Source organism: Streptomyces sp. RLA012, assembly GCF_056270325.1.
In genome coordinates, this window is record NZ_JBWDPA010000002.1 from 2,828,626 (window position 1) to 2,853,499 (window position 24,874).

A 24,874-nucleotide genomic window follows, 5' to 3' on the forward strand; every position below is an offset into this window, starting at 1 on the left:
GCTCCCCTGCCGCCTCCGCGGTGCGGGCACGCGGGAGGCCGAGTGCGCACCATCACAGGATGAACGTTTCTCCAACCTGGAGTGAAGGTTGTCCGCCCCCGTGCGGCGGCACGGCCCGTGCGACCCTGGCCCCATGAGCGACCCTCTTCTGGTGATCATCGACGGTGCCAATGTCGTCGGCTCCGTCCCCGACGGCTGGTGGCGCGATCGCCGGGGCGCCGCGGAACGTCTGCGGGACCGGCTCGCCCGGGACGGGCTGCCGGGGCACGAGGGTCCCGTGGAGCTCGTCCTGGTGGTGGAGGGCGCGGCCAAGGGCGTGGACTCCGTCCCGGGCGTACGGGTCGTGGCGGCCCCCGGCAGCGGCGACGACCGCATCGTGGAGCTGGTGGCGGAGAACCGCGAGCGCCGCGTGCTGACCGTCACGGCGGACCGTGAACTGCGGCGCAGGGTATCCGAGTTGGGGGCGGAGGTGACGGGCCCGCGGACGGTACTGGGCACGTCCTGAACGGAGGGACACGGGCCCCGGGCGCAAGCACGGCCCCGGCGTCGCGCGGAGCGGTGCACGGCGACGCGACGACGTTCGCCCCTCCCCCGGCACCCGGTCAGTCGCCGGTGCTCGTGCGGGCGTACAGCACCGCGCCGTCCACCGTGCCCGCCTCCTCGTACCCCGCGGTCAGCAGCCGGCGCAGTGAGCGGACCCGGTCCGGGGCGTACGGCTTGCCCCGGGAGTCGTCGACGACGAGGGCCGGCGGACGGGCCGTCAGCTCCGCGCGGAACACCGGCCAGGCGCCCTCCACGGCGTACTTCTCGCCGACCTGTGGCCCGTCCCGCCCTCCGCTGTAGTTCGTCAGGAAGCCCGCGGTCAGGTAGCGGCTCGCCGGGGTCCGGTCCGCCAGCCAGTACGTCTCCGGGTGCATGCCCCAGACGAGGACGCGGTCCCCGGGGTCCGTGCGGTGGTCCACGGCGGCGGCGAGGCGCTGGGCGTGGGCGAGTTCGGGGCGCGGCGCGAGCAGGCCCCAGGCCAGGAACAGGGCGCAGCAGCAGACCGAGGTGAGGACGGCGGTCACGAGACGGTGGCGGGGCAGGATCTGCAGCGCGGCCGTCGCCAACAGGGCTGCGGCCGGAATGAGTTGCAGGTAGTAGTGGCCGAAGAAGTGGAAGCCGGCCAGCACGGCGGCCGACGACGAGCCGAACCACAGCCACAGTTCGGCCGAGCCGGTGCGGGCGACGCGCAGCGCCCGCAGCACCGGCGGGATCAGACCCGCGCAGGCCACCGCCAGGATCGCCGTGTTGGTCAACCCCCGTGACAGGACGTGGAGTTCGGAGCCGGCGAAGGAGGCGTAGGCGCCCGACCCGGTGACCGTCCAGAACACGAATCCCGCCGGATCGGTGAGCAGCGCCGCGCCCAGCACCGGCGCCGCCAGCCCGACTGCCAGTCCCAGCAGGCCCCTTCGTGGACCCACCTCGTACCGCCACAGCAGCCAGAGCACCGGCACGAGTACCGCCCCGCCGGTCTGTTTGGTCAGGAAGGCGCAGGCGACCGCCACTCCGGCGGTTCTCCAGCGGCGGCGGTCGGCGCACCACATCGCGGCCGCCGTGCAGGGCAGTATGAACACCTCGAAGGTCGCGGCCTGCGCGTCCTCGGGGTTGAGCCCGATCGAGGCCAGCACATACAGCACTCCCGCCGTACATCCGGCGCGCTCACCCCAGCGGCGCCGGGCCAGCGACGCCAGCAGCACGGCGGTCGCCAGCTGGGCAAGGATCGCGAGGACCCGTACGGACGTCAGCGATCCGGAGCCGCACACCGCGAACGCCGCCTCGTACAGCCAGGGCACGAGCGGCGGCTTGCGGTCCACGACCGTCTCGTACAGCTCTCCCCCGCCCGCCAGTATCCGCGCCTGTACGGCGAGATAGCCCTCGTCGGAGTTCCACAGCGGCCGTACGAAGGAGGGGGCCCGGGTGAGGCAGACCAGCGCCGCGAGGACGGGCAGCAGCCGTCTCCAGTAGCCGGCGCCCGACACCCGTGACGCGGCTGCGGAGCGAGGTGTTTCCAGGAGCCGGCCGAGCATACGGTGCACGCTATCCGGCCCCGCGGTCTGCATCGAAGCGGGACATACGGGGCCGGGTCATCAACCGGGCCGATCACTCGCCGCCGCGCTCGTGCGACGTCCGTACTTCGTCCGGCGTTGTCTCCTGGTGCCGCCCGAGACGGCTGTGCGAGCGGCCGTACAGGAAGTAGACGACGATGCCGACCGCCATCCAGATCCCGAACCGCAGCCAGGTCTCGGCGGGCAGGTTGAGCATCAGCCACAGCGAGGCGAGGACGGAGACGATCGGCACCAGCGGCACCAGCGGGGTCCGGAAGGCGCGGTGCAGATCGGGGCGGGTACGGCGGAGGATGACGACGCCGATCGCCACGACGACGAAGGCGAAGAGCGTACCGATGTTGACCAGTTTGGCCAGGGTGCTGAGGCTGGTGAAGCCCGCGAGGATCGCGATGATCACGCCGAGCAGGATGGTCGGCCGGTAGGGGGTCCGGAACTTCGGGTGGACATGGGAGAAGAAGCGCGGCAGCAGCCCGTCGCGGCTCATCGCGAAGAAGACCCGGGTCTGGCCGAGGAGCAGGATCATGCAGACCGTGGTCAGTCCGACGGCGGCGCCGAAGCTGATGACACCGGCGTACCAGGGGTGCCCGGTCGCCTTGAAGGCGTCGGCGAGCGGGGCGTCGACGGAGAGCCGGGTGTACTTCTGCATGCCCGTGACGACGATCGACACGGCCACGTACAGCGTGGTGCAGATGACGAGCGAGCCCAGGATGCCGCGCGGCATGTCGCGCTGCGGGTTCTTGGTCTCCTCGGCGGCCGTCGCCACCACGTCGAAGCCGATGAAGGCGAAGAAGACGACGGAGGCGGCGGTGAAGATGCCCAGTACGCCGTAGTCGGTCGGTGCCCAGCCGGACATCAGCTGGATGAGCGGGGCCTGGAGACTGCTGCCCGCCTCCTGCGCCTGCGCCTTGGGGATGAAGGGCTCGTAGTTGTCGCCGGAGATGAAGAAGGCGCCCGCGACGATCACGATCAGTACGACGGCGACCTTGATGGCGACGACGACCGAGGTGACCCGCGCGGAGAGCTTCACACCGACGACCAGGATGGCGGTGAGCACCAGCACCAGGCCCGCGGCGAGGATGTCGAACCCGAACCCGGTGGCCTCTTCGCGCCCGCTGAGATAGTCGGGCAGGTGCCAGCCCTTGTTGTCCAGCAGCGAGCGCACGTACCCCGACCAGCCGACGGCCACCACCGCCGTACCCAGCGCGAACTCCAGCACCAGGTCCCAGCCGATGATCCAGGCGGGCAGCTCGCCGAGCGAGGCGTACGAGAAGGTGTACGCGGACCCCGCCACCGGGACCGTGGACGCGAACTCCGCGTAGCAGAGCGCCGCCAGGGCGCAGACGACACCCGCGACCACGAACGCCAGTGAGACCGCCGGTCCCGCGTTCTCCTTGGCGACGCTGCCGGTGAGGACGAAGATGCCGGTGCCGATGATGACACCGACGCCGAAGACGGTGAGATCCAGAGCCGACAGCGACTTCTTGAGTGCGTGCTCCGGCTCCTCAGTGTCCAAGATCGACTGTTCGACCTTCTTCGTCCTGAAGAGGGTGCTGCTCACGGGCGTACCTCCGCGCTCGACATCCTCGACATGATCGAGGGGGCGTGTACGGCGCATGCCCCGGTGCGGACAGGTTCACGCAAATGGGCCGGTTTCGCCACCCGTAGGAGGTGGCGAAACCGGCCCGAATGGACTCCTGTTCGCGCCGGGGCCACCCGGCTCGTACGTCAGTCGCGCGTCAGTCGTACGTCAGTCGCGCGCGGGCTCCACCGAGTCCACGGCCTGCCTCGCCGTCCCCGGGAAGCGGCCGTCCAGCTTGGAGACCAGGCCGGTGACCTGACGGGCGATGTCCGGCGCGGTCAGGCCGATCTCCGCCATGATCTCGGCACGGGAGGCGTGGTCGAGGAAGCGCGGCGGGATGCCGAAGTCGCGCAGCGGGACATCGACCCCCGCGTCGCGCAGGGCCTGCGCGATCGTCGAGCCGACGCCGCCGACACGGGAGTTGTCCTCGACCGTGACGACCACCCGGTGCTGCTCGGCCAGCGGCGCCATGGCCTCGTCGACCGGCTTGACCCAGCGCGGGTCGACGACGGTCGTGGTGATGCCCTGCTTGTCGAGGAGGTCGGCGATCTCCAGGCACATCGGCGCGAGGGCGCCGACGGAGACGAGGAGCACGTCGGGCGCGTCGGTGCCCGGCGCGCGCAGCACGTCCATGCCGCCGATCCGGCCCACCGCGGGCACGGCCGGGCCGACCGCGCCCTTGGAGAAGCGGACCACGGTCGGCGCGTCGGTCACGTCGACGGCCTCGCGCAGCTGGGCGCGGACCTGGTCGGCGTCACGCGGCGCGGCCAGCCGCAGGCCGGGCACGACCTGGAGGATCGACATGTCCCACATGCCGTTGTGCGAGGCGCCGTCGGTACCGGTGACGCCGGCCCGGTCCAGCACGAACGTCACACCGCACTTGTGCAGGGCCACGTCCATCAGGACCTGGTCGAAGGCGCGGTTGAGGAAGGTCGCGTAGACGGCGAAGACGGGGTGCAGTCCACCGGCGGCGAGGCCCGCGGCCGACACGGCGCCGTGCTGCTCCGCGATACCGACGTCGTACACCCGTTTGGGGAAGGCCTTGGCGAACTTGTCGAGGCCGACCGGCTGGAGCATCGCGGCCGTGATGGCGACGACGTCCTTGCGCTCCTGGCCGAGCTTGACCATCTCCTCGCCGAAGACGGAGGTCCAGTCGGCGCCGGAGGAGGCGATCGGCAGGCCCGTGTCGGGGTGGATCTTGCCGACGGAGTGGAAGCGGTCGGCCTCGTCGTGGAGGGCGGGCTGGTAGCCGCGGCCCTTCTCGGTGAGGCAGTGCACGATCACCGGGCCGCCGAAGCGCTTGGCGCGGGCGAGCGCCGACTCCAGGGCCTCGATGTCGTGGCCGTCGATCGGGCCGACGTACTTCAGTCCGAGGTCCTCGAACATGCCCTGCGGGGCGATGAAGTCCTTGAGGCCCTTCTTGGCGCCGTGCAGGGTCTCGTAGAGCGGCTTGCCGAGGACCGGTGTGCGCTCCAGCAGGTCCTTGCCGCGGGCCAGGAAGCGCTCGTAGCCGTCCGTGGTGCGCAGGGTCGCCAGATGGTTCGCGAGGCCGCCGATGGTGGGGGCGTACGAACGCTCGTTGTCGTTGACGACGATCACCAGCGGGCGGTCCTTGGCGTCCGCGATGTTGTTGAGCGCCTCCCAGGCCATGCCGCCGGTGAGGGCTCCGTCGCCGATGACCGCGACCACGTGGTCGTCGCGCTCCAGGACCTGGTTCGCCTTCGCGAGGCCGTCGGCCCAGCCGAGGACCGTGGAGGCGTGCGAGTTCTCGATCACGTCGTGCTCGGACTCGGCCTGCGAGGGGTAGCCGGAGAGGCCGCCCTTCATCTTCAGCTTCGAGAAGTCCTGACGGCCTGTGAGCAGCTTGTGGACGTAGGACTGGTGACCCGTGTCCCACAGCACCCTGTCCTTGGGCGACTCGAAGACGCGGTGCAGAGCGATGGTGAGCTCCACGACACCGAGATTGGGGCCGAGGTGGCCGCCGGTCTTGGAGACCGCTTCGACGAGAAAGGTCCTGATCTCCTCGGCCAGCTGGTCCAGCTGCTCCAGGCTGAGCCGGTCCAGATCGCGCGGTCCCCTGATGCGGGTCAGCAGCGGCACCCGTGCCTCCTTGCAGTAGAGCTGATCGAGCTTTGCCGGGCCTGTCGAGTCTAATGTTCCGCCAGGACATGACTGTGCCCGGCACCGCCATTGGTGCCGGGCACAGGTTCAGGAAGGGGTTCGGGCAGCCGCCCCTTCACAAGGCGCGGGACCGAGACCTGCCCGGCCCCGCCGGGTGGGCGCCACCAGCCACGAAGGGCTCGCGGCGCCCCCACGACCCCGTTACGCGCGACCGGCGCTCTTCTGCGTCTTGCGAGTGATGGCGTCGATGACGACGGTGGCGAGAAGCACACCACCGGTGATCATGTACTGGATCGGCGAGGCGATGCCCTGCAGCGCCAGACCGTACTGGATCGACACGATCACCAGCACACCCAGCAGCGCGTTCCACGTACGGCCACGGCCGCCGAAGAGGCTGGTGCCACCGATGACGGCGGCAGCGATCGCGTTCATCAGCAGGTCACCGGCGCCGGCACCCTGGTTGGCGGACGCGATCTTCGAAGCGATGAACAGACCACCGATCGCGGCGAACGTACCGGAGATCGCGAAGACCGAGATCCGGACCATCTCCACGTTGATACCGGCGCGGCGGGAGGCCTCGACGCTGCCGCCGAGCGCGAAGATCTTCCGGCCGTACGCGGTGCGGCGCAGCACGAAGTCCGTGACCAGCAGCACCGCGATGAAGATCACCACGGCCAGCGGCAGACCCTTGTACTGGTTGTAGGTGATCGCCACGGCGAAGGCGACGATCGCCAGCAGCGCGGTGCGCAGGATGGTCTCGCTCAGCGGCCGGGACGGCACACCCGCGGCCTCGCGGCGCTTGTTGCCGTAGAAGGAGCTGAGGAAGAACACCGCGGTGACGCCGATGGCGAGCACGTAGGCGGCGGCCACATCGGTGAAGTAGTAGCTGGTCAGCTTGGCCACGAGGCCCTCGCTGTCCAGGTTGATGGTGCCGTTGCTGCCGAGGATCTGGAGCATGAAGCCGTTCCAGAACAGCAGACCCGCCAGGGTGACGGCGAAGGCCGGCACACCGATGCGCGCGAAGACGAAACCGTGCAGCGCGCCGGCCACCGTGCCGGTGAGGATGGCGAGCACGAAGGCCAGCCACTCGTTCATGCCGTGCGTGACGTTCAGCACCGCGAAGGCGGCGCCCGCGACACCGGAGACCGAACCGACCGACAGGTCGATCTCGCCGAGCAGCAGCACGAAGACGATGCCGACGGCGATCATGCCCGTGCCGACCATGGCGACGGAGATGTCGGACAGGTTGCCCGCGGTGAGGAAGTTGGAGTTCAGGCTCTGGAAGATGATCCAGATGATGACCAGGCCGATGACGACCGGGATGGAGCCCAGGTCACCGGCCTTCATCTTGCGCTTGAACTCGGAGGCGTAGCCCGCGAAGCCCTGCTCGCGGACGAGGAGCCGGGGGTCGACCGCGGTGACCGCCTTGGCGGCCGCCTCCGGGTTCTCCACGACGTGGTCCTCGGGGGTCTCAGAGGTCTTGTCGATGCTCACTTCTGAGCCTCCCCATTGCTGCGCGCCGCACGACGGGTCACGGCGTTGTCCGTGGCGCCCGTGATGGCGGAAATGATCTCTTCCTGCGAGGTCGACTTGACCTCGAAGACGCCGTTGTTGCGCCCCAGGCGCAGGACGGCGACCTTGTCGGCCACGGCCTTCACGTCCGCCATGTTGTGGCTGACGAGGATCACCGCATGGCCGCGCTCACGCAGCCGCTCGACCAGGTCGAGGACCTGGGCGGTCTGCTCGACACCGAGGGCCGCGGTGGGCTCGTCGAGGATGACGAGCCTGGGCTCACCGAGCATCGAACGGGCGATCGCCACGGTCTGGCGCTGACCGCCGGAGAGCGAGGCGATCGGGATACGGACGCTGGGGATACGGATGGACAGCGTGTCCAGCAGCTCGCGGGAGCGGCGCTCCATCTCGACCTCGTCCAGGACGCCGTACTTCTTCAGCTCCCGGCCCAGGTAGAGGTTGCCGACGACGTCGATGTTGTCGCACAGCGCCAGGTCCTGGTACACGGTCGCGACACCGAGGCCCTGGGCGTCCTGCGGCTTGTTGATGTGGACGGTCTTGCCGTTCCACTCGATGGCGCCCTCATCGATGGGGTGCACGCCGGCGATCGTCTTCACCAGCGTGGACTTTCCGGCACCGTTGTCGCCCACCAGGGCGACCACTTCACCGGCGTGGACCTCAAGCTCGACATCGGTGAGCGCCTGGACGGCACCGAATCGCTTGGAGACCCCGCGCAACGCCAGAACAGGCGTAGCGGACACGTTAACCATCTCCTTCGCCGCCTGACCCGGCGGGAGGTTGTGCAGAAGTTTGTGGAGGGGGGTGTTCCGTCCGGCGCCCCGCACTAGCTTTGCGGGGCTGATGGATACGGGGCGCCGGAGGGGCTTGTACGACGCAAGTCCCGTACGGGAATTCAAGAACGAATTCCCGTACGTGGATAGAGACTTGCGGCGGCTGTTTCAGTCGCTCGGACTACTTGATGCCGAGAGCGTCGCACTTCGCCTTGTAGGCGCTCGTGCAGATGTCGCTGACCGTGTAGACGCCGTCCTTGAGGACGGTGTCGTTGATGTTGTCCTTGGTCAGCGAGACGACCGGGATGATGACCGCGGGGACGGCCTTGGTGGTCACGCTGTCGACCGAGTCCTTGGCGATCGAGGAGATCGCCTTGCCCTGGGCGAGCGCGACGGCCATCTCGGCGGCGGCGTTGGCCTCGGGGGCGTACGGCTTGTAGACGCTCATGAACTGCTCACCGGCGATGATGCGCTGCACGCCCGCGAGTTCGGCGTCCTGGCCGGTGACCGGGACGGAGAGGCCCGCGGCCTTGAGGGCGGTGATGATACCGCCGGCCATGCCGTCGTTGGCGGAGTAGACGCCGACGACGTTCTTCTTGCCGAGGGCGGAGATGGCGCCCTCCATGTTGGCGTTGGCGTTCTCCGGCTTCCAGTCCTTGGTGTCGTACTCCTTGCCGATGGTCACCTTGCCGTCGAGCACCTCGTGGGCGCCCTTCTTGAACTGCGCGGCGTTCGGGTCCGTGGAGGAGCCGTTCATCATCACGATCTTGCCGCTCTTGGCCTTGGTGCCGAGCGCCGTGAGGAGGGCCTCACCCTGGGTCTTGCCGACGGTCTCGTTGTCGAACGAGGTGTACCCGCTGATCGGGCCCTGGGCGAGACGGTCGTAGGCGACGACCGGGATGCCGGCGTCCTTGGCCTTCTGGACCGAGTTCTTGATGGCCGCGAAGTCCACAGCGTCGATGATCAGGACGTCCACCTTGTTGGTGATCATCGTGTCGACCTGCTGGTTCTGCGTGCTGGCGTCCTGCTTGGCGTTGGCGTAGACGACCTCGCCCTTGTCGTTCGTGAGCTCCTTGACCTTCTTCTCGATCAAGGGCTTGTCGAACTTCTCGTAACGCGCGGTCTGGTTCTCCGGAAGGAGCAGACCAACCTTGATCGCGTCGCCCTTCTTGGCGGAGCTGGAGCTGTCGCTCTTGTCGCCGGACTCCTTGGCACTGCCACAGGCAGCCAGCGAAACGGCCATCGCACCTGCGGCAACGGCAAATGCGGCACGACGCATACGCGTGTTCACTTCAGAAACCTCCCTGACGAGGCCGCGTCGTTGCGGCCGAGGTGGCTGGAAGTCAACTCGGCCACACGTGCGACGTCAAGAAGTAAATACTTAACGAGATGGCAACGGTGCCATGCGTTCTCTAAGTGAAGGCAGGGGTAACAGCGGAGAGCGATCCGTCCAAAAGTGTCGAATCGCCCATCTCGCTGAGCGCGAGAGCAAGGGCCCCGAGAACCTCCGCACGACCGCCAAGTGCCCCTGGCAGCACCGAGAGTTGACGTGCGGCACTGGGGATCGCATACCGGCCGACCGACTCCCTGATGGGCCCGAGAACGAGTTCACCGGCCTCGGCGAGATCACCGCCGAGAACAACCCGACTCGGATTGAGCAGATTGCAGAGATTCGCCACTCCGCTCCCGATATGACGGCCGACGTCGGCGATCACCCGACGGCAGCCCGGGTCCCCGTCCCGAGCCAGTCTGACGACACCCTCCATGGTCAGATCGGTACCGTGGCTGGACTGCAGGAGCGGCAGCACATAGCGCGCCGCCGTGAAGGTCTCCAGACAGCCCCGATTGCCGCAGCGACAGACGGGCCCGGATTCGTCGAGAGTGATGTGCCCGATCTCACCGGCCGTTCCCCCCGGACCACGGTAGATCTTGCCGCTGATCACCAGCCCCGCGCCGACACCGCTCGCGACCTTGATGTACGCCAGGTCCTTGACCCCGCGCCCACTGCCCCAGACGAGCTCGCCGAGCGCGCCCAGATTGGCGTCGTTGTCCACGTACACGGGCACCCCGAGCCGCCCCCGCAGCTCCTCGGCGGGCTTCGCGCCGGTCCAGCCCGGCAGGATCGCGGTGGACCCCAGGGTCCCCGACTCCACATCGATCGGACCGGGCACGCCCAGCCCCACACCCGCGATCTTGGACCTGTCCACCCCGGTCACCTCGATCAGACGGCTGACCAGCTCTTCCGCCCGGTCGAAGCCCTGTGCGGCGGAAGCGTCCACATCCAGCGGTTCGGCCTCCTCGGCCAGCACCTGGTGGGCGAGGTTCCCGACCGCGACGCGCAGATGCGTATGCCCGAAGTCGACTCCGATGACGATGCCGGCGTCTCCGCTCAGGGACACGCTGCGGGCCCGGCGTCCCCCCGCCGAAGTGGGTGTGACCTCGACGGTCCCCCCGTCCTTGAGCTCCCGGACGATATTGGACACGGTCGCGGCCGACAGGCCCGTCGTCCTCGCGATCTCCGCCTGCGTGAGCGAACCGGCAAGGCGCACCGCACGCACGACACGCTCCAGATTGGCTCGATGCAGCGACGACTGCGACCCCGGAGTCTCCATCGACTCATCCACTCCTGCCCTCAGCCGGACGGCCCCGATGCCGCCCGTGTGATCCGGGTCACAGCAGCGGAACCCGGCTCGCTTACAAGTTGTGAACTCCAAGCTCCGCTGAACGGGTTACCGCAGTCAAGTCCTTGAGGGAAATAGGGTTCGGTGGGCCTCGTTCCGTTTCTGTCACCGGGCGGACACGCCCGCGCCACCCCCGGGGTCGGAGGTGGCGCGGGCTCGGAAGGCGTCACGGCGCTACTTGAGCGTGGCGGAGGTGAGGCCGGCCTGGACCTGCCGCTGGAAGGACAGATACACGATCAGCATGGGCACCATCGCGATGGTCACGCCCGCGAAGAGCACCGGCAGGTCGGTGGCGTACCCCTGCTGCTGCTGGAGCTGGATGAGCCCCTGGGTCAGGACATAACGCTCCGGATCGGAGCTGTTCTGCGGCTGCATCAGCACCGACGGAAGGATGTACTGATTCCACTGGCCCAGCACATTGAAGATGCCGACGCTCAGCAGACCGGGCTTCGCCATCGGCAGCATGACCTGGAAGAACGCCCGGGTGTGCGAGGCCCCGTCGAGCACCGCCGCCTCGAAGACCGCCGTGGGCAGGGTGCGGAAGAACGAGTGCATGAAGAAGACGGTGAACGGCATCGAGTAGGCGACGTACACCAGGATCAGTCCCTGGTACGTGTTCAACATGTCGAGACGCTTGACCATGAAGAACAGCGGGACCAGGGCGAGGAAGACGGGGAACATGGCCCCGCCGACGAAGAAGTAGTAGACGATCCGGTTGCCCGGGAACTCGTAGCGGGCCAGGACGTACGCCGCCATCGAGCCCAGCAGCATGGTCAGCGGGACCGAGAACACCAGCACGATGAGTGTGTTCGCGAAGTAGTCGCCGATGCCCTTGTTCCAGGCCCTGCCGAAGACGTCGAGCTGCCAGTGCGAGGGCCAGCCCAGGGCCGAGCCGCCGATCTGCGCGTCGGTCTTGAAGGAGCTCAGTACCAGCCAGAGCAGCGGCAGGATGATCAGCACGGCCCACAGGGCCAGGAATCCGTGCGAGAAGACGTTCAGGACGAGGCCCTCGCTGCGCCGGTCGCCCGGCTGCGGCGGAACCTTCCTGACGGTGCGCTGCGGGGGTACGCCGTCGCCGCCGACCTTCGCCGGCTCGGTGATGGGTGCGCTCATAGTCGTCGTGTCTCCCGCTCAGAACTCGATGCGCTCGCGGCGGGTGGCGCGCAGCGTGACCACGGACAGGACCAGGGTGAGAAGGAGCATGACGACGCCCATGGCGCAGGCGTAGCCGCTCTTTCCGTAGTAGAGGAAGTTGCGCATCATGACGTTCGCCATGACCTCGCTGTGGTGGTCGGGGCCGCCGCCGTACCCCGTTCCCTGGGTCATCGTCGACACGAGGACGAACATGTCCATGGCGATGATCCCGAGATAGACCCAGGCCGTCTGCACGGTGTCCCACAGCAGCGGCAGGGTGACGCGGAAGAAGGTGTGGGTGCGGCTCGCGCCGTCCAGCAGGGCGGCCTCGTAGATGTCCCTCGGGATGGACTGCATGGCCGCGGAGAACAGCACCAGATAGAAGCCCACGCCGTGCCAGACGACCACCGCCATCAGGCACCAGAGCACCAGGTTGGGTTCGTTCATCCACTCGATCGGATGGTCGGTGTCGACCAGACCGAGCTTGATCAGGATGCCGTTGAGCAGACCGCCGCTGTCGCTGCGGTAGAGCGCTCCGAAGAGCACCGCGACGATCGCGAGCGAGAGCACCTGCGGGAAGAAGTAGACGATCTTGTAGAAGCCGGATCCCGCGACGCCCTGCACACCGCCGGCGCCGCCCCGGCCCCCCGCGTTCACCATGAAGGCGAAGAAGAGGGCGAGCAGAATGGTGATCACCGGGATGAACACCAGGAACAGGATGTTGTGCCAGATCGCGCCCATGAACACGTCGTCCTGGAACAACGCCTTGTAATTGTCCAGGCCGACGAAACTGAACGTCTGTGACTGGCCCTTCCAGTCGGTGAAGGAGTAACCGATGGTCTGTACGTAAGGCCAGATCACGAAGATCAGATACAGCGCCAAAGGTGCGAGGAGAAACCCCGCGACGAACCGGTACTGCCCTTTTCGCATGGCATCCTGCCCCTGGTGTTCCGGGTGTGCTTAAACCCTGGTGTTCCCGGTGTGCGTGATCAGTCGCGGTGGTTCTTCTTGGACGCCGGGTCCTTGGCCGCCTTGTCGACAGCGGCCTGGGCGCGCTTCAGCCATTCTTTTGGCTGAATTCGCTTGGACATCAGCTCGTTGGACGCGTTCTGGATGGAAACGTCCATCTCGCTGTACCAGTTGGGGTAGAGGTAGTTGAAGGTGTTGTCGCCCGCCGCCTTCGAGGCCTCGACGGTCGACTGCGTACCGGGGCGCAGCGTCACGCCGTCGCTCACGCCGTCCTTGACGATGGTGAGCGAGTTGGCCTTCTGCGCGAAGAGCGTCGACCACTCCTTGGAGAGCATGGAGCGCATGAACTCCTGGGCGGCGGGCAGGTTTCCGGCCTTCGCCGGGATGATGAAGGGCTCGCCCGAGCCGGCCCGGATCGCCTCGAACGGCAGCTTGCTGTCCGCGAGGTTCGGCATCGGCATGAACTTCATGTCGAAGTCGGCCGGGGTCTGCTTGAGTTGTTCGTTCTCCAGCCAGGAACCACAGGTGATGAAGGCGGCCTTGTACTGGTTCCAGCGGGTCTGGGACTCCGTGTGCGTCAGGCCGTTGGTGCCCGGCATCAGGTAGCCCTTCTCGACCACCTCGTAGATCGCCTCGACCGCAGCCTGGGCCGCGGCGTTGCCGACGAACGCCTTCGGGTCGAGGTTGTCGATCGCCTTCATGGCGTCCAGACCGCCCTTCTTGGCGATCAGGTCCATGATGGCGACGTTGATGTAGTACGGGTACTTGCCCTGGTGGGCGAGGCCGCCGATGCCCTGCGAGGTGGCGTCCTTGCAGATGGCGAGGAACTCGTCCCAAGTCTTGGGGACCGCCCAGCCCTTGTCCTTGAAGAGCTTGCCGGAGTACCACAGGCCCCACACCGTGTAGATGTAGTTCAGGGAGACGACCTTGCCGCCCTGCAGGCCCGGGTCGAGGGTGCCGGGGATCAGCGTGTCGCGGACCTTCTTGGTCGGGTCGTCGATGGACGGCGCGTCCAGGATCGGGGCGAGGTCGAGAAGCTGGTCGTTCTTGAAGAGCACGTCCAGCTTGATCTGCTGGGCGCCGGAGTCGTCGACGATGTCCGGGGGGTTGCCGCCGTTGAAGCGCGGCTGCAGCTTGCCGGTGATCTCCTGGGTACCGGTGTGGGCGCTGGTGGTGCCCCACTTCTTGTCGAAGGCGGCCTCCCAGGCCTTGGCGTAGTCGTCGCCGTAGCCGCCCTTGAAGACGACGACGTCCAGCTTGCCGCCCTTCTCCAGGCCGAAGGGGTTGGTCTTGCTGGTCTTGCCGGCGGTGCCCTTGTCGCCGGAGCCGGAGTCACTGTCGTCTCCGCCGCCGCTCGCACACGCGGACAGGAAGCTCATCGTCGGTACGGAGATCAGCCCGAGGGCCGCCGACCGCTTGATCAGATCACGGCGGCCGACACCCTCGGGATTGCCGTTCTCGGCGTTGCTGTTCTCGGCGTTGCTGTTCTCGGCGTTGCTGTTCTCGGCGGAAGTGGATCCCATGCTCAAGTCCTCGCCTTCTCCAGGACTCAGGCGGTGAACCGGATCCTCCCCGGCACCGCGGTTAGGTCAAGCTGGGGTCGTACATGAGGGATTCAGTGGGTCAACGCGGCGATTCCTGCCCGTCACTCCGGCCGCCGACGCCCGATCCCCCCAGGACGTGCCTGCCCGCGGCCGTGGAACGGCTGTGCGGACGCCGACAGGTATAGTCCACTTCCCGCCAGCGGAGCAAGATCGAAAGCACGTTTGCCCGCGGGTCTTTTCCGAGTTGAGACCTCCCGGAAATATGGGGCGTCCACACCTTCGCCGGGAGAAGATCGACAGGGCGTCAATCTCCCACCATGGGAGTAATGCGCAGCTAGTCGCGATGCATTCACCCCGGACGCCTCATCCAACACCCTTGACACCACCGACAACTTGACTCCCTACTGGTCCTTGCGCAGCAAAGCTGACAACGTTGTCCAAGCGCACGCGAGTGAGCCGAAGGGTCGCGACACCGACTGAAGCGCCCCGGAGGTGAACGAGCAAAAGAGAGAGGGAGGGCGGCTCGCGCATGCAGCAAGGAGCTCGGTACAGACGGAGTTCTTCAGCTCGGCTCCGATGGAGTTCTTCGACGATAATGGGGGTGGCAGCGCTTTCTTTGGTAGTGGCCTCGCAGGGCACGTCGATTGCCCTTCCGGCCCAAGCGGTGGCCGTCGGCCGGGAGTTCACCTCCTCGTTCGAATCAGGCGATCCAGCCCCGAACTGGATCAACACCGTCGATACAGCAGCAGACGGAATAAAGCGCACGTCGGGTGTCGACGGCGGTTACAGCACCGGCATTCCCGGCAGTGTCACCGACCACGTCACGGACGTCCGCGCCAGCGGCGAGAACACCGGCTCGGGCGAGGTGAAGGAGAACCTCGTCGACGGCGAGTCGAGCACCAAGTGGCTGACCTTCGAGCCCACCGGCTGGGCGGAGTTCGACCTGGACGCCCCGGTCAAGGTGGTCACCTACGCGCTGACCTCGGCCAACGACTTCGACGAGCGCGATCCGAAGGACTGGACCCTCCAGGGCTCCACCGACGGCAAGGACTGGAAGACCCTCGACACCCGCTCCGGAGAGTCCTTCGGCGAGCGGTTCCAGACCAAGTCGTACGACATCGCGAGCCCCGTCGAGTACCAGCACTTCCGGCTCGACATCACCAAGAACAACGGCGGCGACATCCTCCAGCTCGCCGACGTCCAGTTCTCCACGGGCCAGAGCGACAATCCGACGCCCGAGGACATGCTCTCGCTGGTGGACCGCGGCCCGAGCGGCTCGCCCACCGCGAAGGCGGGCGCGGGCTTCACGGGCAGTCGGGCCCTGCGCTACGCCGGTACGCACAAGGCGGACGGCCGGGCGTACTCGTACAACAAGGTCTTCGACGTGAACGTGGGCGTCGGGCGCGACACCGAGCTGTCGTACCGGATCTTCCCCTCGATGGCGGACGGCGACCGGGACTACGACGCCACGAACGTGTCGGTGGACCTGGCCTTCACGGACGGCACCTATCTGAGCGGCCTGAACGCCGTCGACCAGCACGGGTTCGCGCTGACCCCGCAGGGGCAGGGCGCGGCCAAGGTGCTGTACGTCAACCAGTGGAACAACGTCGCCTCGCGGATCGGTTCGGTGGCGGCCGGGAAGACCGTCGACCGGATCCTCCTCGCGTACGACTCCCCCAAGGGCCCGGCGAAGTTCCGCGGCTGGCTGGACGACGTCGCGCTGAAGACCGTGGCCCCCGAGAAGCCCAAGGCGCATCTGGCCGACTACGCGCTGACGACCCGCGGCACCAACTCCAGCAGCGGCTTCTCGCGCGGCAACAACTTCCCGGCGACGGCCGTCCCGCACGGTTTCAACTTCTGGACGCCGGTGACCAACGCGGGTTCGCTGAACTGGCTTTACGACTACGCACGCGCGAACAACGCGGACAACCTGCCGACCATCCAGGCCTTCAGCGCGAGCCATGAGCCGAGCCCGTGGATGGGCGACCGGCAGACCTTCCAGGTGATGCCCTCGGCCGTGTCCGGCACCCCGGACACCGCCCGGACCGCCCGCGCGCTGGCCTTCCGGCACGAGAACGAGATCGCGCGCCCGTACTACTACGGGGTGACCTTCGAGAACGGTCTCAAGGCGGAGTTGGCGCCCACGGACCACGCGGCGGCGCTGCGCTTCACCTATCCGGGTGAGGACGCGAGCGTGGTCTTCGACAACGTGACCGAGCAGGCGGGGCTCACGCTGGACAAGGACAACGGGATCGTCACCGGCTACTCGGACGTGAAGTCCGGGCTGTCGACGGGCGCGACCCGGCTCTTCGTCTACGGGGCCTTCGACGCGCCGGTGACGGACGGCGGCTCGTCCGGGGTCAAGGGGTATCTGAAGTTCAAGCCCGGCGCCGACCACACGGTCACGCTGCGGCTGGCCACCTCGCTGATCAGCGTCGACCAGGCCAAGGACAACCTGCGCCAGGAGATCCCCGACGGCACCTCCTTCGGGACGGTCAAGGAGCGGGCGCGCAAGACCTGGGACAAGCTGTTCGGCAAGGTCGAGGTCGAGGGCGCGACGCCCGACCAGCTGACCACGCTGTACTCCAGCATGTACCGGCTGTACCTGTACCCCAACTCCGGCTTCGAGAAGGTCGGTTCGAAGTACCAGTACGCCTCGCCGTTCTCCGCGATGACGGGCCCCGACACCCCGACCCACACCGGCGCGAAGATCGTCGACGGCAAGGTGTACGTCAACAACGGCTTCTGGGACACCTATCGGACGACCTGGCCGGCGTACTCGTTCCTGACGCCCTCCCAGGCGGGCGAGATGGTCGACGGGTTCGTGCAGCAGTACAAGGACGGCGGCTGGACCTCGCGCTGGTCCTCGCCCGGCTACGCGGACCTGATGACCGGCACCTCCTCGGACGTGGCGTTCGCGGACGCATACGTCAAGGGAGTGCACTTCGACGCCGAGGCGGCGTACGACGCTGCCCTGAAGAACGCGACCGTCGTCCCGCCGGCCTCCGGCGTGGGCCGCAAGGGCATGACCACCTCCCCCTTCCTCGGCTACACGAGCACCGCCACCGGTGAGGGCCTGTCGTGGGCCATGGAGGGATACGTCAACGACTACGGCATCGCCGAGATGGGCCAGGCCCTCTACAAGCAGACCGGCAAGAAGCGCTACAAGGAGGAGTCCGCGTACTTCCTCAACCGCGCCCAGGACTATGTGAACCTCTTCGACTCGAAGGCCGGCTTCTTCCAGGGCCGGGACGCGAACGGCAACTGGCGGGTCGACTCGGCGAAGTACGACCCACGTGTGTGGGGCTACGACTACACCGAGACGAACGGCTGGGGTTACGCCTTCACCGCGCCGCAGGACTCGCGGGGACTGGCCAATCTGTACGGCGGTCAAAGCGGGCTCGCCCGGAAGCTCGACACGTACTTCGCCACCCCCGAGACGGCCTCGTCGGACATCGTGGGCTCCTACGGCGGAGTCATCCATGAGATGACCGAGGCCCGTGACGTACGGATGGGCATGTACGGGCACTCCAACCAGGTCGCCCACCACGTGAACTACATGTACGACGCGGCGGGTCAGCCCTGGAAGACGCAGAAGAACGTCCGCGAGGTGCTCTCCCGCCTCTACACGGGCAGCGAGATAGGGCAGGGCTACCACGGCGACGAGGACAACGGCGAGCAGTCCGCCTGGTACCTCTTCTCCTCGCTCGGCTTCTACCCGCTGGTGATGGGCAGCGGCGAATACGCCATCGGCTCCCCGCTGTTCAAGAAGGCGACCGTCCACCTGGAGAACGGCAAGAGCCTGGTGGTCAAGGCGCCGAAGAACAGCGCGAAGAACGTGTACGTGCAGGGCGTGAAGTTCAACGGCAAGACGTGGAAGTCGACTTCGCTTCCGCACTCGCTCATCTCACGTGGCGGAGTACTGGAGTTCGACATGGGCTCCAAGCCGTCGTCGTGGGGCACGGGCAAGAACGCGGCGCCCGTGTCGATCACCCGGGCCGACGACGACAAGGTGCCCGCGCCGCGCGCGGACGTCCTCAAGGGTGCGGGCGCGCTCTTCGACAACACGTCGGCGACGGCCGCGACGGTCACCTCGGTCGACCTGCCGACGACCGCCGCGGCCAAGGGGGTCCAGTACACCCTGACGTCGTCCTCGGACCACACGAAGGCTCCGAGCGGCTGGGTCCTGCAGGGCTCCGCCGACGGCACCACGTGGACCGACCTCGACAAGCGCTCCGGTGAGTCCTTCACCTGGGACAAGCAGACCCGGGCGTTCTCGGTCGCGCATCCGGGCTCGTACGCGCACTACCGCCTGGTCCTCGACGGTGAGGCGACCCTCGCGGAGGTGGAGTTGCTGGGCTGACACCCCTCACGGGAGCGGGGCGGGCGCGGAGGTCATCCTCCGCGCCCGCCCTGTTGTGCGGCCGTGGTCTCAGCTCACGGCGAGGGTGAACACGTGCAGGTCCGCGTTGTCCGGCAGGCGCACGCTCTTGACGGTCTTGCCCGCCGGGGCCTGGAAGGGCTTGGTGGCGAAGACGTAGGTCGCCACCGGGTCCTTGTCGGCGCCCGCGACATTCCGGTACGCCGTCCTCGCGACGATCCTGTTGTCGTACTGGACGGTGCCGCCTCCGCCGCCGACGGTCCAGTCGGTGAAGGAGAGATCGACGGAGTCCGTGGAGCCGTCGGTGTAGGTGACGGTCGCCCGGGTCTGCTGGTTGCCGTTGACCGCGCTGCCGATGAAGGACAACTGGGCCGCGGGCCGGGCGAGTTCGATGGTCTGGGCGGTCGCCGAGGCGTTGTCGGGGCGGCCGGTGGGCGAGTCGGGCCAGGTGTAGCTGAGGCCGTCCACGGCGCCCTGGGTGCCGGGGGTCAGGCCCGCGGCGGCGAGGGCCTGGCGGGAGTAGCTCCAGCCACCGCCGTCGTAGTCGGCCTCGTCGTGGTCGCCGATGTCGTCGGACATGCCGGTGTTGTTGTAGGCGGCGAGGAGGGAGCCGGGGGCCGCGACGGTCAGGGCCACCGGTTGCTCGTACGAGGTGCTACCCGAGGTCACGGTGACCTTGACGTCGTAGAAGCCCTGCTGGGCGGTGTCGCCGGCGGACAGGGTGATCTCCTGGGCGCCGTCCGTCACGGTGCCCTCGGCGGGGGTCGCGGTCACTCCGGCCGGGGTCTCCACCGTGAAGCGGACCTCGGGACCGGTGCCGCCGCTCAGCGCGAGGGCCCGGATGTCCAGCTTCGTGCTGCCGCCGGGGGCGAGCGTCGCCGTGGTCGGGCCCACGCCGATCTGGTACGGCTGCTCGCCCGCACGGAAGGACGGCGGGGCGGCCGCCGGGTCACTGCCCCAGGTGCGGTTCGGGGTGGTGGAGAGGGTGTAGTCGAGCGTGCCTCCGTTGCGGACGAAGGATGCGGGCAGCCAAGGGCGGTCGCTGGTACGGCCGTTGACCTTCAGCGACTGCACGTACGGGGCGTCGGCGGCGGCGCCGGTCGCGCGGATCTCGATGTCGTTGCCGCCGGGCCGGTCGATCTCCACTCGGGTGAACAGCGGTGAGGCGAGGACGAGTTCGGCCCGCGAGGGGACCTGCGGATACATGCCGAGCGCCGAGAAGACGTACCAGGACGACATCTCCCCGAGGTCGTCGTTGCCGGGAATGCCGCCGGGCTGCGTCGACCAGAGCCCGTTCATCGCGGCGCGGACGGTCTCCTGCGTCTTGTAGGGCGCGCCCGCATAGGCGTACAGATACGGCACGTTGATCGAGGGCTCGTTGTCCAGCTCGGACTTGTCGCCGCCGCTGCCCGTGAACGCCCAGCTGCCGTCGGCGTTGTGGAAGAAGGTGTCGAGGCGGTCGAGCGCCTTGTCACGGCCGCCCATGGCCGCGAAGAGCCCGGCCGGGTTGTGCTGCACCATCCAGGTGTACTGGGCCGCCGTACCCTCCACGAAGCCGTTGCCGGTCGCCGGGGTGAAGCCGGTGACCCAGCTGCCGTCCGCCTTGCGGTTGGCGATGTAGCCGCCGGTCGAGTCCGCGGCGAGGTTGAAGTTGTTCTGCCACCACTGGGAGCGCTGGGCGAAGTCGGCGGCCGTCTGTTTCTTCCCTGCCGCCGTGGCGAGCTGGGAGAGCGCGAAGTCGGCCCCGGACATTTCGAGGGTCTCGGCGGCGCCGCCCCAGGCGTTGGACACGGACGGCATGTAGTGCTGCTGCAGGTACTTGTCGAGCGAGGGCCGCTGCCCGGCGGACAGGACCGGCTTGCCCGAGGAGGAGAGGTCGCCCTCGGTCGGTACGGTCGCCGCCTCGACCAGCGAGTCCAGCGCGCCGCGCAGGTCGAAGTCGGTGCCGCCGAAGGCCCGGATGCCGGCCAGCGCGGTCGGGGACGGGTCGCCGTTCATGATGTGGGTGCCGCTCGCGCCGTGCAGCCAGCGGTCCCAGACGCCGCCGTTCTGCCGGGCGAGTTCGAACAGCGACTGCGCGATGTCGGAGCCGGTGTCCGGGCTGAGCAGGGTCAGCAGCTGGACCTGGGAGCGGTAGACGTCCCAGCCGGAGAAGGTGCCGTACTGGGCGCGGTGGCCGCGGCTGACGACATGGACCTTGTCGTCGGGGCCCCGGTATCTGCGGTCGGCGTCACTGATGACGTTCGGGTGCAGGAGGGCGTGGTACAGCGCGGTGTAGAAGGTGGTGCGGTCGGTGTCGCTGCCGCCGCCCACCTTGATCGCGCCGAGTCGGTCGCGCCAGGCGCGGTGGGCGGCGCCCTGGACCGAGGCGAAGGAGCGGGACGGCGGGTTCTCGGCCGCGAGGTTGGCGGCGGCGCCTGCCTGGCTGACGTACGAGATGCCGACCTTGACGTTCACCGGGTCGGTGCCGGGCGCGAACTGCACATAGCCGCCGGCGCCCTTGCCCGCGGCGGGACGGCCGCCGTTCGCGAAGCCGCCGGTGCCGCCGCTCGCCTCCGTGGACCCCGGGCTCAGCTTCTCGTCCTGCCAGGTGCCGGTCGCCTTGAAGTCGCGGTCGAAGTGCGCGGTGAAGTACAGGGTGTAGTAGGCGCGTTGGCCCTCCGGGTCGAGGTAGCCGCAGAAGTTCCCGGAGGTGACGGAGCCGGAGACCGTGCGGGTCGCCGGGTCGATCTTCAGCGACGAATCGGTCGACCCGACCTCGGAGTTGGCGCTGCGGATCAGCAGCGAGGCGGGCTTGTCGGCGGGGAAGGAGAAGCGGCCCGAGCCGGTGCGCGCGGTCGCGGTGAGGTCGGCGGTGACGCCCGAGGAGAGGCCGACCTTGTAGTGGCCCGGCTCGGCCGTCTCCTCGGAGTGCGCGAAGTCGGCCGCGTACACCGCGTCCTTGGTGTCGCTCGCCGGGGAGGAGGTGACCTCACCGGCGTAGGGGAAGAAGGGGATGTCCCCGCTGCCGCCCGCGCAGCCGGTGCCGGACATGTGGGTGAGGCTGAAGCCGCGGATGCGGGTGGCGTCGTACTGGTAGCCGCCGGGCGCGGCGGTGCTGGTGGCGCTGCCTCTGGTGTTCTCCGGGCTCCAGGAGAGCATGCCGAAGGGGACGACGGCGCCCGGGAAGACGTTGCCGCCGTTCTTGGTGCCGATGAGCGGGTCGACGTAGGTGGTGGGGTCCCGGACGAGGTCCGGCGGTGCGGCGGTGGCGGCCACCGCGGGGGTGACGGCGGGGGTGATCCCGGCGGCCGCCAGGGCGACGGCGAGCAGGACGGATGACGGACGGAAACGCATGACGCGGCCCCTCCTCCTTCGGACGGGTCGCGCACCACAGGTCGCACAAGCCGCAGGGACAGTAACGTGCGCCACGGGTACCACGGAAGACCGCGTACCGAGCGGGAGACGCGCTCGGCGCACACCCCAATGGCCCAACGCCCCTCTGGCGCCCCTCAACTCGCTTGACATCGTTGTCGGTTGAGGCGGTAAAGTCATGTACAGAACCATCCGACAACGTTGTCGCACGCCTGGGTCGTCACAAGCCACGCACCATCACCATCCCGGACAGCACCCCCTCGCCGCTCCGGGCTCGCGGACCGGGTGGGTCCCGTACCACCCACCCGGTCCGCCCAGAGCCGGTCAGCCGACCTGACAGGGGAGCGTGGCGGCCGGATCACCGCCGGAGCCCGAGACGACGTACCCGAACGTCGCGCTCCTCCCGGGATCCAGCGATCCGTTCCAGTCGGCGTTGTGCACCATCACGTCCTGGCCGTTGTAGGTCGCGTTGCCGTTCCAGAGACTGACGACCGACTGCCCGCCCGGCAGGGTCCAGTCGACCATCCAGCCGAGCATCGGCACGTCGCCGGTGTTGGTGACGGTCACCTCGGACTGGTAGCCGCCGTTCCAGCTGTTGGTCGTACGGCGGGTCGCGGAGCAGGCGCCGGGCGGGGGCTCGGTGGGGTTGCCCGGGTCGTGAATGCCCGTCACCTCGCCGTTGCCGCCGTCGAAGACGACGTCCGAGCAAGGAGTAGAAGGTCTCCGTACTTGTCCGAGCGCTGCCAGACCATTTGAAGTGCTCTCCTGGCTGAAGCCGGGAGAGTCCCACCTACCTTGCGGTGGCGGGCTTGACGCGACGAGCGCGCCTGACGGCTGCCCTCCCGGCAGCCGGGATCGCCACGTGGCCGATCCGGTATAGGTGCAAGACGTTGCGGGTTGCGTTCCAGTCCGCGTTTGCCCGGAACCCGCAGTCGGGGCTCTTGCACATGAACGTGGCCTGGTCCTCCCGGCTGCCGGGCGTGGTGAAGCCGCACGCCGAGCAGCGCAGGGAGGTGCCGGGGGCGGGGACCTTGTGCAGCGGGTGAGGCGGGAGCGATTCCCGGCGGGTTCCGGTCCGCCGTAGTGGGAGCGCTCCCACCTCACTCGGAAGTTAGCGCGCTGGGCACCCTCTGTAAACCCACGCCCTCGGTAAACACACGCTCTCGGTAAACACGCCTCACGGACGAGGGCCGCACCCCCTGACAACGGGTGCGGCCCTCGCCATGACGGAGAAACCTCTCAGGTACTGATTTTCCTATGACTGAGAAACCACCTGAGTCGGTCACGTCACCGATGGTGGGGTGACGTCAGATAGTGCTGTCGAAGAAGCTCCCTCCCGTAGTCGTTGCCGTTGGGCGTGCGGATGATGGAGTGGACGTGCTTCTGGGTCGCGCCGCTGCCCTGTGTGGCGCCGTACGCGCCCGCGAGCGGGCCCGGGGCCTGGCAGTCGACCTCGACCCAGACGACCGGGCTGTGCACCCGGACGTAGAAGGCGGAGTCGTCGGCCGTGCCGCCCGCCCAGGTCACCCAGGTGCCGTCGAGGTACTTGCGGACCTCGGCCATCCGCACCTTCGCGACATCGGCCTTGCCACGGCCGACGAAGGCCTCGACGATGCCGAGAAGCTTCTTCTTCTGCACGGCGGTGAGCCTGTTGCCGCGCAGACCCGTGTACGCCTGCGCGGTGTTGTCGGAGAAGGCGCCCGCCTTCATCGACTCGTTCGACTTGGTCGTGGACTCGATCGCGACGCCCCGCTGGGCGAGGGTGAGGGAGTTGATGAAGGCCAGGCTCGCGACGACCTCCTCGTGGCAGACCGTCACCGTCTCGCCGCCGATCTCCATCGAGGTCGGCTCGGAGCCCCAGAAGCAGGGGCTCATGACGACCTGGTCGCCGAGCACGAAGTAGTTGATCACCAGGTGGTGGCCGTCGAACTGGAAACCCCAGGGCTCGGTGGCGGACGGCGTGCCCATCAGCGTCCAGTAGTACGCGTCCTCGTTGAAGGAGGCGGTGTTGCCGATCGCCTCGCCGGCCGCCTGGTTGATCCTGCGGATCTTCTCGGTGGTCTCCAGGCCGTCCGCGCTGAGCGCCGACTTCGACAGGGCGGTTCCCAGCCCCTTCTGCGTGTCCGTCATGTCCGCGAGGGTGACGCCCTGACGCCCATAGGAGTCGACGTTGCTCCACAGTCGCCACTCGGTGGAGTGCACGGTGAACTGCGTCGCGGCCCTCTGGGTGTCGGTGAGCCCGGCGAGGAAGGCGTTCGCGGCGGCGATCACGGGGGCGGTCGCGACCCCGGTGGAGTGGATCGTGTAGAGGTCGTCGATCCGCCTGCCGTCGGTCGTCAGGCCGAAGAAGTCCTCGGTGATGGTCTGGTTTCCGGGGCCTCCGCCGGGACCGCCGCCGGTGCCGCCGCCCGGGCCGCCGCTGGGCGTGCCGCTCGGCAGGTCACTGGGCGTGGCGCTCGGGGTGGGGCTCGGGGTGGCGCTCGGGGTGGCGGATGCGTCGGCCGAGGCGTCGGCGGTGGTGGTGTCGGCGGCGACCGCGGTCCAGGCTCCGGCGCCGCCCATGGTGGCTACGGCCGTGGCGCCGCCGGCGAAGAAGACCTTCTGCATGAAGGCGCGCCGGTTCGCGCGGGTGCGCGGTTCCGTCGCGGACCGCGGTTCCGTCGCGGACCGCCGCTCCACCCCGGACCGCCGCTCGGCCCC

At 68.3% G+C, this 24,874-nt stretch carries 14 protein-coding genes and 2 pseudogenes; 2 read left to right on the forward strand and 14 right to left on the reverse strand.

Annotation, left to right across the window (positions count from 1 at the left end; genetic code table 11):
- Positions 1-133 precede the first annotated feature (133 nt).
- Positions 134-505: a PIN domain-containing protein gene (locus tag RV986_RS13135; protein WP_475917571.1), complete on the forward strand. Its 372-nt coding sequence runs from the start codon at positions 134-136 to the stop codon at positions 503-505.
- 97 nt (positions 506-602) lie between these two features.
- Here the strand turns inward: RV986_RS13135 and RV986_RS13140 are convergent, their stop codons facing one another.
- The 10 genes from RV986_RS13140 to ngcE form a co-directional block, all read right to left on the reverse strand.
- A complete protein-coding gene (locus RV986_RS13140) occupies positions 603-2,069 on the reverse strand; it encodes an ArnT family glycosyltransferase (protein ID WP_475917572.1) in 1,467 nt (488 codons plus the stop codon).
- 73 nt (positions 2,070-2,142) lie between these two features.
- Complete coding sequence (locus tag RV986_RS13145; RefSeq protein WP_475917573.1) at positions 2,143-3,666, reverse strand: amino acid permease; 1,524 nt, start codon at positions 3,664-3,666, stop codon at positions 2,143-2,145.
- A 189-nt stretch (positions 3,667-3,855) separates the two neighbouring features.
- Positions 3,856-5,787, reverse strand: coding sequence for a 1-deoxy-D-xylulose-5-phosphate synthase (dxs, locus tag RV986_RS13150; RefSeq protein ID WP_475917574.1), 1,932 nt, complete (start codon positions 5,785-5,787; stop codon positions 3,856-3,858).
- 222 nt (positions 5,788-6,009) lie between these two features.
- The gene (locus RV986_RS13155) at positions 6,010-7,302 is read right to left on the reverse strand and encodes a sugar ABC transporter permease (RefSeq protein ID WP_475917575.1); all 1,293 of its coding nucleotides are present in this window, start codon (positions 7,300-7,302) and stop codon (positions 6,010-6,012) included.
- Positions 7,299-8,090, reverse strand: coding sequence for an ATP-binding cassette domain-containing protein (locus tag RV986_RS13160; RefSeq protein ID WP_475917576.1), 792 nt, complete (start codon positions 8,088-8,090; stop codon positions 7,299-7,301). Before RV986_RS13160 ends, RV986_RS13155 begins: the two co-directional genes overlap by 4 nt.
- 202 nt (positions 8,091-8,292) lie before the next feature.
- Entirely contained in the window at positions 8,293-9,390 is a 1,098-nt protein-coding gene (locus RV986_RS13165; RefSeq protein WP_475924267.1) for a substrate-binding domain-containing protein, read from the reverse strand.
- Positions 9,391-9,523: 133 nt separating this feature from the next.
- Positions 9,524-10,723, reverse strand: a complete 1,200-nt coding sequence (locus tag RV986_RS13170; protein ID WP_475917577.1) for an ROK family transcriptional regulator — start codon at positions 10,721-10,723, stop codon at positions 9,524-9,526.
- Between the two features lie 243 nt (positions 10,724-10,966).
- Positions 10,967-11,905, reverse strand: coding sequence for a carbohydrate ABC transporter permease (locus RV986_RS13175; protein ID WP_475917578.1), 939 nt, complete (start codon positions 11,903-11,905; stop codon positions 10,967-10,969).
- Positions 11,906-11,923: 18 nt separating this feature from the next.
- Positions 11,924-12,856: a carbohydrate ABC transporter permease gene (locus RV986_RS13180; protein WP_475917579.1), complete on the reverse strand. Its 933-nt coding sequence runs from the start codon at positions 12,854-12,856 to the stop codon at positions 11,924-11,926.
- 59 nt (positions 12,857-12,915) lie between these two features.
- Positions 12,916-14,418, reverse strand: coding sequence for an N-acetylglucosamine/diacetylchitobiose ABC transporter substrate-binding protein (ngcE, locus tag RV986_RS13185; protein ID WP_475917580.1), 1,503 nt, complete (start codon positions 14,416-14,418; stop codon positions 12,916-12,918).
- 616 nt (positions 14,419-15,034) lie between these two features.
- On the opposite strand from ngcE, the gene RV986_RS13190 reads away from it, so the two are divergent.
- Positions 15,035-18,802 carry a GH92 family glycosyl hydrolase gene (locus RV986_RS13190; RefSeq protein WP_475917581.1) on the forward strand — a complete coding sequence of 1,256 codons (3,768 nt, stop codon included), beginning with the start codon at positions 15,035-15,037 and terminating at the stop codon, positions 18,800-18,802.
- 69 nt (positions 18,803-18,871) lie between these two features.
- On the opposite strand, the gene RV986_RS13195 is transcribed toward RV986_RS13190, so the two are convergent.
- From RV986_RS13195 to RV986_RS13210, 4 genes and pseudogenes are all read right to left on the reverse strand, one after another.
- Positions 18,872-22,156, reverse strand: a complete 3,285-nt coding sequence (locus RV986_RS13195) for a GH92 family glycosyl hydrolase (protein ID WP_475917582.1) — start codon at positions 22,154-22,156, stop codon at positions 18,872-18,874.
- 342 nt (positions 22,157-22,498) lie between these two features.
- A pseudogene (locus tag RV986_RS13200) lies at positions 22,499-22,962 on the reverse strand (cellulose binding domain-containing protein); the annotation flags it as partial.
- 2 nt (positions 22,963-22,964) lie between these two features.
- Positions 22,965-23,213 (reverse strand): annotated as a pseudogene (locus RV986_RS13205) (zinc ribbon domain-containing protein); the annotation flags it as partial.
- A 248-nt stretch (positions 23,214-23,461) separates the two neighbouring features.
- A complete protein-coding gene (locus tag RV986_RS13210; protein WP_475924268.1) occupies positions 23,462-24,781 on the reverse strand; it encodes a DUF3500 domain-containing protein in 1,320 nt (439 codons plus the stop codon).
- Positions 24,782-24,874 lie beyond the last annotated feature (93 nt).